Annotated in this window: 9 protein-coding genes; 3 read left to right on the top strand and 6 right to left on the bottom strand. The window is 63.9% G+C overall.

Annotated features, from left to right (window positions below):
* Positions 1 to 226: 226 nt before the first annotated feature.
* The 5 genes from ACK59Z_RS25270 to ACK59Z_RS25250 all read right to left on the bottom strand — a co-directional run bounded on the left by ACK59Z_RS25270 (position 227) and on the right by ACK59Z_RS25250 (position 5,685).
* Positions 227 to 1,762: a DHA2 family efflux MFS transporter permease subunit gene (locus ACK59Z_RS25270; RefSeq protein ID WP_019751849.1), complete on the bottom strand. Its 1,536-nt coding sequence runs from the start codon at positions 1,760 to 1,762 to the stop codon at positions 227 to 229.
* A complete protein-coding gene (locus ACK59Z_RS25265) occupies positions 1,759 to 2,952 on the bottom strand; it encodes an HlyD family efflux transporter periplasmic adaptor subunit (protein WP_392490748.1) in 1,194 nt (397 codons plus the stop codon). The genes ACK59Z_RS25270 and ACK59Z_RS25265 overlap by 4 nt, the downstream gene beginning before the upstream one ends.
* Positions 2,953 to 2,982: 30 nt before the next feature.
* Positions 2,983 to 3,456 (bottom strand): MarR family winged helix-turn-helix transcriptional regulator, encoded by a 474-nt coding sequence (locus tag ACK59Z_RS25260; RefSeq protein WP_003247811.1) that lies wholly within the window; start codon positions 3,454 to 3,456, stop codon positions 2,983 to 2,985.
* A gap of 180 nt (positions 3,457 to 3,636) precedes the next feature.
* Positions 3,637 to 4,269 carry a response regulator transcription factor gene (locus ACK59Z_RS25255; protein ID WP_014860281.1) on the bottom strand — a complete coding sequence of 211 codons (633 nt, stop codon included), beginning with the start codon at positions 4,267 to 4,269 and terminating at the stop codon, positions 3,637 to 3,639.
* 9 nt (positions 4,270 to 4,278) lie between these two features.
* Positions 4,279 to 5,685 carry a sensor histidine kinase gene (locus tag ACK59Z_RS25250; protein WP_019751851.1) on the bottom strand — a complete coding sequence of 469 codons (1,407 nt, stop codon included), beginning with the start codon at positions 5,683 to 5,685 and terminating at the stop codon, positions 4,279 to 4,281.
* Between the two features lie 193 nt (positions 5,686 to 5,878).
* Here ACK59Z_RS25250 and ACK59Z_RS25245 point away from each other — a divergent pair, with 193 nt between their 5' ends.
* The 3 genes from ACK59Z_RS25245 (at position 5,879) to ACK59Z_RS25235 (ending at position 10,650) form a co-directional block, all read left to right on the top strand.
* Positions 5,879 to 7,501 carry an acyl-CoA synthetase gene (locus ACK59Z_RS25245; RefSeq protein WP_003247805.1) on the top strand — a complete coding sequence of 541 codons (1,623 nt, stop codon included), beginning with the start codon at positions 5,879 to 5,881 and terminating at the stop codon, positions 7,499 to 7,501.
* A gap of 92 nt (positions 7,502 to 7,593) precedes the next feature.
* Positions 7,594 to 9,363 carry an acyl-CoA dehydrogenase C-terminal domain-containing protein gene (locus tag ACK59Z_RS25240; RefSeq protein WP_108191369.1) on the top strand — a complete coding sequence of 590 codons (1,770 nt, stop codon included), beginning with the start codon at positions 7,594 to 7,596 and terminating at the stop codon, positions 9,361 to 9,363.
* A 279-nt stretch (positions 9,364 to 9,642) separates the two neighbouring features.
* Positions 9,643 to 10,650 (top strand): FecR family protein, encoded by a 1,008-nt coding sequence (locus tag ACK59Z_RS25235; RefSeq protein ID WP_087534994.1) that lies wholly within the window; start codon positions 9,643 to 9,645, stop codon positions 10,648 to 10,650.
* Between the two features lie 14 nt (positions 10,651 to 10,664).
* Here the strand turns inward: ACK59Z_RS25235 and ACK59Z_RS25230 are convergent, their stop codons facing one another.
* Entirely contained in the window at positions 10,665 to 11,984 is a 1,320-nt protein-coding gene (locus ACK59Z_RS25230; protein ID WP_409293932.1) for a Na+/H+ antiporter family protein, read from the bottom strand.
* Positions 11,985 to 12,229: the final 245 nt, after the last annotated feature.

Genomic DNA, 12,229 nt, shown 5'->3' with positions numbered 1-12,229 from the left:
CCGGGCTTGCTCCCGGGAGGACCGCGCTGCAGGCCCCATCCTGGGGCCCAGCGCTTGACGGGCATCCATGCCCGTCACCTCCCTTCGCAAGCCCTACGCTCGGCCTCCTGAAGTCGCAATCCCCGGCGCCTGGGCTATCGCGCGCTTAGAAGCAAAATCAAAAGCCGAAGCGAGAGCGAGAGCGAGAGCGAGAGCGAGAGCATCGGGATCTTGCCTTGATTGTAGCTCAATGCCCCGCCGATGCCGGGCCCGCCTTGGCGGTAAAGGGCGGCTTGGCGAACCACACCAGCAGAATCAACCCGGCAAACACCCAGCTCATCAAGGTGAAGTAATCCACCGTCGACATCATGTAAGCCTGCCCATTGAGTATCTGCTCCAACTGCGCATAACTCTGCGGGCTGGCCCCGCCCAACTGCTCAAGGGTATGCCGCGTCGTCGGGTCGAACTGGCTGATGTGCTCGCTCAGGTAGGCATGGTGCTGATCCGCCCGACGAATCCAGATCCAGGTAGTCAACGAAGCCGCAAAACTCCCGCCCAAGGTTCGCAGAAAAGTCGCCAGCCCCGAACCGTCGGCAATCTGGTGCGGCGGCAGGTCAGACAGCAGAATGCTCAAGGTCGGCATGAAGAACAACGCCACGCCAATCCCCATGAACAACTGCACCAAGGCCACGTGCTGGAAGTCCACCTCGCTGGTGAAACCAGCCCGCATGTAGCAACTGGTGCCAATCGCCAGGAACGCCAACCCAGCCAGCACCCGCAGGTCGAAACGGTGCGCATATTTGCCCACGAACGGCGACATGATCACCGGCAGCAAACCGATCGGCGCCACCGCCAGGCCCGCCCAAGTCGCGGTGTAGCCCATCTGCGTCTGCAACCACTGCGGCAGGATCAGGTTGATACCGAAGAACCCGGCATACCCCCCGACCAGCACAATGGTGCCAATGCGGAAGTTGCGGTGCACAAACAGGCGCAAGTTGACCACCGGGTGCCGGTCGGTCAGTTCCCAGATCACGAATACCGCCAGGAACACCACCGAAACCAGGCTGCCGACAATGATGAACGACGACTCGAACCAGTCCAGATCGTTGCCCTTGTCCAGCACTACCTGCAAGGCCCCAACGCCGATAATGAGGGTCAGCAGGCCAATGTAATCCATCGGCTGGCGGCTGGTGACCACCGGGCGCGTACGCATCTGCTGGCGCACCACGGCAGCAGCGAACAGGCCGATGGGCACGTTGATGAAGAAGATCCATGGCCAGCTGTAGCTATCGGTAATCCAGCCCCCAAGAATCGGCCCGGCAATCGGCGCCACCACCGTGACCATCGCCAGCAGCGCCAGTGCCATCCCCCGTTTTGCCGGGGGATAGACAGCAATCAGCAGGGTCTGGGTCATCGGGTAAAGCGGCCCGGCGACCACACCCTGCAAGACGCGAAACCCGACCAGCTCGGGCATCGACTGGGCGATACCGCACAGGAACGAAGCCAGCACGAACAGCAGCGTGGCCCAGATGAACAGTTTCACTTCACCAAAGCGCCGGCTCAGCCAGCCGGTCAGCGGCAAGGCGATAGCGTTGCTCACCGCGAACGAGGTGATGACCCAGGTGCCTTGCTCGTAGCTCACCCCCAGGTTGCCGGAAATGGTCGGCAGGGCCACGTTGGCGATGGTGGTGTCCAGCACCTGCATGAACGTCGCGAGCGACAGGCCGATGGTGGTCAGCAGCAGACTTGGCGGCGTGAACTGGGCAGCGGCATTGTTGCTCATCGTTGCGCCGTCTTGCCGGTTGCACTGTTCTCGTGAATCAGCCGGGCGATCAGGTTGTCGGCTTCGATCATCTGGTGGTCATACACCTGGGTGGTGTAGCTGGCCTTCTGCGGTGGCTGCTGGGCCAGGGTCGGGCCGCTCTGGTCATGCAGGTCGACTTCAACCACGGTGGACAGGCCGATACGTAGCGGGTGGTCCTTGAGCTGGTCGGGGCTGAGGTGGATGCGCACGGGTACTCGCTGGACAATCTTGATCCAGTTACCGGTGGCGTTCTGCGCCGGCAGCAAGGCAAAGGCGCTGCCGGTGCCCGCGCCTAGGCTGTCGACCGTGCCGCTGTACTTGACCTCGCTGCCGTACACATCAGCGGTGATCTCCACCGGCTGGCCGATGCGCATCTCTCGCAGCTGGGTTTCCTTGAAGTTGGCATCGATCCACACCTGATCCAGCGGGATGACCGCCATGGTCGCGGTGCCCGGCTGCAGGCGCTGGCCCAACTGGACGGTACGCTTGGCGACGTAGCCGGTGACCGGCGCGACCAACGTGGTGCGGGCGTGGTCGAGGTAGGCCTGGCGCAGGTCGGCAGCTGCAGCCATGACATCGGGGTGCGAGGACACCACGGTGTCGTCGACCAGCGCGCTGCTGGTGCTGAGCTGTTGCCGCGCGCTGTTGACGGCGGCCTGGGCAACGCTCAGGTCGTCGCGGGCATGGGACAGTTCTTCGGCGGCAATCGCACCGCTGTCAGCCAGCACCTTGCGCCGGTTGAAGTCCTGCTGCGCCTTGCGCAGTTCGGCTTGGCGCGTTTCCAGTTGAGCCTTCAGCGAGTCAACGTTGCTGTACAGCCCACGCACCTGCCGCACGCTGCGTGCCAGCTTGGCTTCGGCGGACTGCAAGGCCACTTCGCTGTCGGCCGGGTCGAATTGCAGCAACACCTGGCCGGCGTGGACCAGGTCACCGTCATCGGCCCCGATGCTGATAACGGTGCCAGCGACCAGCGGGGTGATCTCCACCACGTTGCCGTTGACATACGCATCGTCGGTGCTTTCGTGCCAACGCCCGACAATGCTGTACCAGGCCCAGGTGCCGCCCCCTGCCAGGATCAGCAGCAACAGCAGGCCAAGCAACCAAGCCTTGCGCTTGCGCGACGGCTCGGGCGAGACGGAGGGAGTCGGGGTGTCTGCGGGAGTGGCCATGACAATACCTTGGATAATTCGTTACAGGGTTCAACGGTCGCCGAAGCGGCGGATCGTCAACGGGTCGCCAGCACCGAGCAGCACCTTGGCCAGCAGGCCTTCCAGGGTCTTGAGCTCCTCTGGTGCCAGCACGCCGCACAACTCGTTCATGGCGGCGGCGCCAATTTCCGGCAGGCGGTTGGCCAGGCGCTGGCCGTCGGCGGTGAGTGCCAGGCGCACCTGGCGACGGTCGTCGGCGCAGCGGTTGCGCACGATCAGTTCCTTCTGCTCGAGGCGGTCGAGCATGCGGGTCATCGATCCGCTGTCCAGGCCCAGGTAACGGCACAGTTCGGCCGGGGTATCCACCTGGTACTGGGTGACGATGATCAGCACTTTGAACTGCGCGGCGGTGACGCCCTCTGACTCCAGGTGCCAGTCAAGAATGCGGTCTTTGAGAATCGCAGCACGGCCAAGCAACATGCCGATGGCGCAGGTCTGGAAGTTTTCGGGAGAAAAATGGGCCATCGTTGGCTGCTCAGTTAAGTGTGTAGAAATATTACTGCCTAGGCAGTGAATGTCAAAGCTTTCATTAGCTAGCTATGAAATAGTGGGTGTTTTCTGGCTGTCACACCGCCCCCAGCAGGCGCGCATTGCGGCCCATCGCGACACACAATGCCGCACCTGCCAGGGGCTACGTAAAGGCGGCTACCGCGCTCGCAGGCCCAGCGCCTCCACCGCCCCGCAAGCAATCGCCATCCCCACCAGCTCTGCGAGGCTGCCCGCCTGCAACCGCTTCATCACCCGGCCTCGGTACAGGTCCACGGTCTTGACGCTGATGCCCAACTGCTCGGCAATCTCGCGGTTGTTCAACCCTTGGGCCAACGGTACGAAGACGTCGCGCTCACGCGGCGTCAGGCCGTCGATGCGCGCCTGCACCAAGGCCAGCGCCTGATCGCCCTCTCGCGCCAGCCCGGCGTGCTCCAGCGCAGCCTGAACGCTGTCGAGCAGCAGCTGGTCGTTGTAGGGTTTTTCGATGAAGTCGCAGGCGCCGGCCTTGAACGCCCGCACCACGATCGGTACATCGGCATGACCGCTGACGAAGATCACCGGCACCATCAGGCCACGCTCGCGCATCGCCTGCTGCACAGCCAACCCGCCCAGCCCCGGCATGCGCACATCCAACAGCACACACGCGGGCCCATCATCGACGCAGGCGTCGAGAAACGCCTGCCCGCTGGCGAATGGCAAGGCTTGCAGGCCCACCGACTGCAGCAGCCAGACCGTAGAGTCGCGCATACCCTGGTCGTCATCGACCACATACACTTTTGCTTGCAACACTGCCTCCCCTTATTCCCTGCTGACCGCCAGCCGGCAGCACAGTACCAGACCGCCGCTGTCACCCGCCCGCGCCCACAGGCTGCCACCGAAGCCTTCGATCAGGCTGCGGCTCATGCTCAAGCCCAAGCCCAGGCCGTCGGCCTTGCTGGTGGTAAACGGCGTAAAGATTTCATCCAGCCGCTCCGGTGCCACGCCCGGGCCCTGGTCGGCGACCTCGACCAGCACCCCATCGCCATCGCGCGCCGCGCAGAGCAGGATACGTGACGGCCGCTCACCCTGCTGCTCGCGATTGGCATCGATGGCATTGCGCAGCAGGTTGAGCAGCACCTGCTCCAGCAGCACCCGGTCGGCATACACCAAGGGCAGTTGAGCGCTCATGCGAAGTTCCACCTGCACCTGGTCCCGCGCGGCTTCCCAGGCGCACAGGCGCATGGCTTCGCCGGCCAGCTCGGCCACGTCCAGTGCCTGCAGGCGGCGCGGCCCCTTGCGCAGGAAGGCACGCAGACGGCGGATCACTTCGGCGGCATGGGTGGCCTGCTCGCTGATACGCTGCAGGCCCTGGCCTACCCGCTCGCGCGCCTGGGGATCACGTTCCAGGCCCTGCAGGTAACGCTGACTGGCGTTGGCATAGTTGACCACCGCGGCCAGTGGCTGATTGATCTCATGGGCGATGCCCGAAGCCAGCTCGCCCAGGGTCGCGAGGCGGGCACTGTGCGCCAGGCTTTCCTGCGCTTCGATGCGCAAGGTGATGTCGCGGGACACGCTGACCACCTCCACCACCGCGCCGGTGTAGGTCTCGCGGATCGCCCGGCTGGCGATTTCGAACCAACGGTAGTCACCTGTCGCCTGGCGTACCCGGCAGGTCATCGTGTGGTAGCCGTCCTGGTCCAGCGCGGCCGCGGCCTGGCGCAGTACCTGACGCCGCTCGCGCGGATGCAGCAGGGTATGTACAGGCATGCCACGCAGCTGCTCGGGCCACAGGCCAAGCAGGCGGTAGGCTGCCGGTGAGGCATCGAGAAAGCGGCCATCGGGGCTGTGCCGGGAAATCAGGTCGGTGGTGTTTTCGATGATCAGCCGATACAGGCGCCGGGCGCGGCTGGCTTCGCGTGCGCCATGGCGCTCTTCACTGGCATCGCGGCAGCGGCCCAGCACCTGCTGGCCCTGGTTGTCCGGCATGAACGTCCACAGCACGATGCGTTCGCCGACCTGCACTTCCACATCGCTGATCGCCCGATGCTGGCGCAGACAGGCACGCACCAGGGCCGCGCAATTGGCCGGCAGCCAGCAAGCCAGCTCAGGCCCTTCGGCGACCCAGGCCTGCAGTGCCGGGTTGAGTGCCAGCGGGCTTGCATCACTGGCCAGTAACAGACTGGGTTGTGGGTCTTTGGCGAGCAAGGGGTAAGCAGTGTCATCCACGGTAGGCGGCCTGTTTTTATAGTAGTTTTACTATATTGCTATAGTCGATATTCCTAATACCATAGCGACTCGCGTAAAACTGCGACAGAGGGGGCGGCCCACCGTCCGCCCCCTGCACCCTGAACAGAGCTAACAATCAGCCATCGGGGGCCAGGTGCACAGGCTGCGTCTGCCTCCCTTACAGGATTACCGCATGTCGATCTATGCCCAGGGCCTGATGCCCGCTGCCGTCAACCATGTCGCCCTCACCCCGCTGAGCTTCATCGAACGCACCGCTGCCGTTTACGGCAATTACCCGGCCGTCATCCACGGCGCCATCCGCCGCAACTGGCAAGAAACCTACCAACGCTGCCGGCGCCTGGCCAGCGCCCTGGCCGGCCGTGGCATTGGCCGTGGCGACACCGTGGCAGTGATGCTGCCCAACACCCCGACCATGCTCGAGGCGCATTTCGGCGTACCCATGACCGGTGCTGTGCTCAATACCCTGAACGTGCGCCTGGATGCCGAGGCTATCGCCTTCATGCTGCAGCATGGCGAGGCCAAGGTGCTGATCACCGACCGCGAGTTCCATGCGGTCATCGAAGGCGCTCTGGCACTGCTTGAACACCCGCCGCTGGTGGTTGATGTGGATGACCCGGAGTACGGCGAAGGCCGCGCGGTCAGCCAGCTGGACTATGAGGCCCTGCTCAACGAAGGCGACCCGGAATTTGCCTGGGAGTGGCCCGATGACGAGTGGCAGGCCATTTCGCTGAACTACACCTCCGGCACCACCGGCAACCCCAAGGGCGTGGTCTACCACCACCGTGGTGCCTACCTGAACGCCCTGGGCAACCAGATGACCTGGGCCATGGGCCACCGCCCGGTGTACCTGTGGACGTTGCCGATGTTCCACTGCAACGGCTGGTGCTACCCCTGGACCATCACCGCCCTGGCCGGCACCCATGTGTTTCTGCGCCGGGTCGACCCGCAGAAGATCCTGACCCTGATCCGCGAGCACAAAGTCAGCCACCTGTGCGGTGCGCCGATCGTGCTCAACGCGCTGGTCAACATGCCCGAGGCGGCCAAGGCAGCCATCGAGCACCCGGTGCAGGCCATGGTCGCCGGCGCCGCTCCACCGGCCAAGGTCATCGGCGCCGTGGAAGAAATGGGCATCAAGGTCACCCACACCTACGGCCTGACCGAGGTCTACGGCCCGGTGACCGTGTGTGCCTGGCATGACGAATGGGACGCGCTTTCGCTGGAAGAGCGTGCACGCATCAAGTCTCGCCAAGGCGTGCGCTACCCGACCCTCGATGGCCTGATGGTCGCCGACCCGCAAACCCTTCAGCCAGTACCCCGCGACGGCAATACCCTGGGCGAAATCTTCATGCGCGGCAACACGGTGATGAAGGGTTACCTGAAAAACCCTGAAGCCACCGCCGAAGCCTTCCGTGGCGGCTGGTTCCACACCGGCGACCTGGCCGTGTGGCATGCCGACGGCTATATCGAGATCAAGGACCGGCTCAAGGACATCATCATTTCCGGTGGCGAAAACATCTCCACCATCGAGGTCGAAGACGCCCTGTACAAGCACCCGGCAGTGCTGGAAGCCGCCGTGGTGGCACGCCCGGATGAAAAATGGGGGGAAACCCCGTGCGCCTTCGTTGCCCTGAAGCCGGGCCGAGAGGACACCCGTGAAGCCGACATCACCAGTTGGTGCCGCGAGCACCTGGCCGGGTTCAAGGTGCCGAAGACCGTGGTGTTCGGCGAGCTGCCCAAGACCTCGACAGGCAAGATCCAGAAGTACGTGCTGCGCGACCGGGCCAAGGCCCTCTGATGCCGTAGCCGCTCCCCTTCAGGCGCAGCACACAGCTGCGCCTGACGGTTCAGCGCACGCCCAACCCTCCCCCACTATTGCAAGAGCTGCCGATGACCACCTATTCCGCCCCCCTGCGCGACATGCGCTTCGTCCTGCATGACGTGTTCAACGCTTCAGGCCTGTGGGCCCGACTGCCCGCCCTGGCCGAACGCATCGATGCCGACACTGCCGACGCCATTCTCGAGGAAGCATCAAAAGTCACCGGCCAGCTGATCGCCCCGCTCAGCCGCAACGGTGACGAGCAAGGTGTGTGCTTCGACGCAGGCCAAGTTACCACCCCCGAAGGGTTTCGCGAGGCCTGGAACACCTACCGCGAAGGTGGCTGGGTCGGCTTGGGTGGCAACCCGGAACACGGCGGCATGGGCATGCCAAAGATGCTCGGCGTGCTGTTCGAAGAGATGCTCTACGCGGCTGACTGCAGCTTCAGCCTGTATTCGGCATTGAGCGCAGGCAGTTGCCTGGCGATCGATGCCCACGCCAGCGAAGCGCTCAAGACCACTTACCTGCCACCGCTGTACGAAGGCCGCTGGGCCGGCACCATGTGCCTGACCGAACCCCATGCCGGCACTGACCTGGGGCTGATCCGCACCCGCGCCGAGCCTCAGGCCGATGGCAGCGTGCGCATCAGTGGCAGCAAGATCTTCATTACCGGCGGCGAGCAGGACCTGACCGAGAACATCGTCCACCTGGTGCTGGCCAAGCTGCCGGATGCGCCCGCCGGTGCCAAAGGCATATCGCTGTTTCTGGTCCCCAAATTCCTGGTCGAGGCCGATGGCCGCCTGGGCGCGCGCAATGCTGTCCATTGTGGCTCGATCGAACACAAGATGGGCATCAAGGCCTCGGCGACCTGCGTCATGAACTTTGACGGTGCCGTCGGTTACCTGGTGGGCGAACCGAACAAGGGCCTGGCAGCGATGTTCACCATGATGAACTACGAGCGCCTGTCCATCGGCATACAGGGCATCGGTTGTGCCGAAGCCTCCTACCAGAGCGCCGCCCGCTATGCCAACGAGCGCCTGCAGAGCCGCGCAGCGACTGGCCCGCAGGCACACGACAAGGTGGCCGACCCGATCATCCACCATGGTGATGTTCGGCGTATGCTGCTGACCATGCGCACCCTCACCGAAGCAGGTCGGGCGTTCGCCGTCTACGTTGGCCAGCAACTGGACGTGGCGCGCTATGCCGAGGACGCTGGCGAACGCGAGCATGCCCAACGCCTGGTGGCACTGCTGACACCGGTGGCCAAGGCATTCTTCACCGACAACGGTCTGGAAAGCTGCGTGCTTGGCCAGCAGGTGTATGGCGGTCATGGCTACATCCGCGAATGGGGCCAGGAGCAACGGGTGCGAGACGTGCGCATTGCGCAAATCTATGAAGGCACCAACGGCATTCAGGCCCTTGATCTGCTGGGGCGCAAGGTGCTGGCCGACGGTGGTCAGGCGTTGGCCAGCTTTGCCAGCGAAGTGCGGGCCTTCAGTGTGGATGCGCCCTTGCACCGCGAGGCCCTGCAGGCGAGCCTGGCGCGGCTCGAGGCCACCAGCACCTGGCTGCGGGCGCAGGCTGGCGAGGATGCCAACCTGGTCAGCGCGGTAGCCGTTGAGTACCTGCAGCTGTTCGGGCTGACGGCCTATGCGTACATGTGGGCGCGGATGGCGGCGGTGGCGCTGGCCAAACGTGATGAGGACGAGGCGTTTCATGGTGCGAAGCTTGCCTGTGCGACGTTCTATTTCCAGCGGGTCTTGCCGCGGGGGTTGGGGCTGGAGGCGAGCATTCGGGCCGGTAGTGGCAGCCTTTATGGGCTAGAGGCCGCACAGTTCTGACCGGTGTGTCACTGACGCGCTTGTTGCAAGGGCAGCCGTGTGCTGCGAAGAGGGCCGGTACAGGTTACCGAATCGGTACTGCAAACACTGACCTCTTCGCCGCACCAGGCCGCCCCGGAAGCGATTGCAGACATCGTCTTTTGCCCGCGAAGGGTTCTCAAACGCTGAAAAACCGTGGTCAATCCGACGAAAAACCGGCACAACTGATAGTCATTCGCCATTACATTGGTTCTCGGGAGCCCTCTCGCAAGGGTAGAATGCGCAAAACCCGGAGCCGCAATGAACCACGACCGCCTCAATCCCAGCCCAGACGATGCCATCACCGACGCCGCAGCGCATTGGTGCATGCGCCTGCACGCCGACGATTGCACGCAGGCCGAGCGTGACGCATTCGCTGGCTGGTTGGCGGCCGACCCGCGGCATGCCGAAGAATATCAGGCGATGCTGGAAATCTGGCAAACAGCCGACCTGCTGCCGCGTAGCGCCACCGTCATCGACTTCAACCCACCCGCCAAACACGCCGCCCGCCCCCGCAACTGGCGGCCGCTGGCGTCTGCTGCGGCCATCGCCCTGGCAGTGCTGCCGCTGGCCGGCTGGATGGGGTGGGAACAGGGCTGGTTGCCCAACCACTACCAGCACGTCGAAGCCGGTGACCACATGCAGACCGTGGAGCTCAGCGACGGCAGCACGGTACAGCTCAACCTGCACACCGAGCTCACCTTCCTCAACTACAAGGACCAGCGCCAGGTCACGCTCAAGCGCGGCGAGGCGTTCTTCAAGGTGCGACACGACAGCAGCCACCCGTTCATCGTGCGTGCAGGCAGTGGCCAGACCCGGGTCACCGGCACCCAGTTCAACGTGTGGAAGTACCAGGACCAGGTGAAGGTCACCCTGGTGGAAGGTTCAGTGCTGGTGTCCAGTGAGGGCAATGCCGGTGGCTACCGCCTTGGCCCTGGCATGCAGGCCAGCTACCACAAGGGCGACTTCGAGCCGCAGCTGGAGCAAAGCGACGACTATGGCAACAGCCTGGCATGGCGCAGCGGCAAGCTGGTGCTCGACAACCTGAGCCTGGAACAGGCGCTGCCGGTGATAAACCGCTACCTCGACGCCCCGCTGCGACTGGCCGATGCCAGCACCGGCCGCATTCGCATCAGCGGCATCTACAACACCCGTGAGGTGGGGCGCCTGGTCAACAACCTGCCCAAAGTCCTGCCGGTCTACCTGACCCGCAGCAAGGACGGCAGCACCGTGCTCAATCGCATCTCGCCGCCGCCCGACAAGGGCTGACGCCCTCCCCCGCCTTACAAGGTCATCGCCGCCAACCAACCGAACACCAGCAGCGGCAGGTTGTAATGGATGAAGGTCGGCACCACGGTGTCCCAGATGTGGTGGTGCTGGCCATCCACGTTCAGGCCCGAGGTCGGGCCCAGGGTCGAGTCCGAGGCCGGCGAACCTGCATCACCCAGCGCACCGGCAGTACCAATGATGCACACCGTGGCCAACGGGTCGAAGCCCAGTTGTACGCACAGAGGCACGAAAATCGCCGCCAGGATCGGCACGGTGGAGAACGACGAGCCGATCCCCATCGTCACCAAAAGGCCTACCAACAGCATCAGCAGGGCACCGACGCCCTTGCTGTGGTCGATCCACTGCGCCGAGGTTTCCACCAGGCTCTTCACCTCACCGGTGGCCTTCATCACCTCGGCAAAACCGGACGCGGTAATCATGATGAAGCCGATCATGGCCATCATCTTCATGCCTTCGGTGAACAGGTCGTCGGTCTCTTTCCACTTGACGATGCCCGACAGCGAGAAGATCAGGAAACCGACCATGGCACCGATGATCATCGAGTCCAGCAACAGCTGGACAATGAAGGCTGCCGCGATCGCCAGCCCGGCCACCAGCAAGGTCAACGGGTTGTACTGCACGCTCACCTGCTCCACCTGCTGGATCCGCGCCAGGTCGTAGTCACGCTTCTTGCGGTAGCTGATGAACACCGCCACCAGCAGGCCGACGAGCATGCCTGCAGCCGGGACGGCCATGGCGTGTGTGACGTTGACGCCGCTCACATCGACACCCGCGCGGGCCACATTGGCCAACAGGATCTCGTTGAGGAAGATGTTGCCGAAGCCCACCGGCAGGAACATGTACGGGGTGATCAGGCCAAAGGTGATCACACAGGCGATCAGCCGGCGGTCGATACGCAGGCGCGTCAGCACGTACAACAGAGGGGGTACCAGCAGCGGAATGAAGGCAATGTGGATAGGCAGGATGTTCTGGGACGACACGGCCACCACCAGCATCAGGCCGATCATCAGCCATTTGACCTTGCCGCCCTTGGCGTCGTCCTGCCGGTCGATCATGACCAGGGCGCGGTCGGCCAGCGCATGGGCCAGGCCAGACTTGGCGATTGCCACGGCAAAGGCACCCAGCAGTGCATAGGACAAAGCCACCGTGGCACCACCGCCGAGGCCACCGTTGAAGGCCTTGAGCGTGCCTTCGATGCCCAGGCCGCCCACCAGCCCACCGGCCAGGGCGCCGATGATCAGGGCGATGACCACGTGCACGCGGGACAGGCTGAGTATCAGCATGATGCCGACCGCGGCGATCACTGCATTCATGGTTGGCTTACCTCATTACGACAGAAAAAAGCGCGAACTCTGAAGCAGTAGGCGGCAGATGTCAAAAGCGCCTTGATACGGCGCGCTAGTGGCGGACAAAATTTAAATGAAATTTTGATTAAAAAAAAAAAAACAGGGGGCGGATTTTTTGGAGGGGGGGGGGGGGCCTGGCGCCGAGGGTTGGGGACCCCCCCCCCCCCCCCCCAAAAAAAAAAAAACCCTCATAGCCCAAAAAAAGGACCCCC

This window comes from Pseudomonas sp. KCJK9058, from assembly GCF_046230975.1.
Lineage (GTDB): Bacteria > Pseudomonadota > Gammaproteobacteria > Pseudomonadales > Pseudomonadaceae > Aquipseudomonas > Aquipseudomonas alloputida.
The sequence above is the reverse complement of the archived record's forward strand: the minus strand, read 5'-3'. Positions and strand labels throughout refer to the sequence as shown.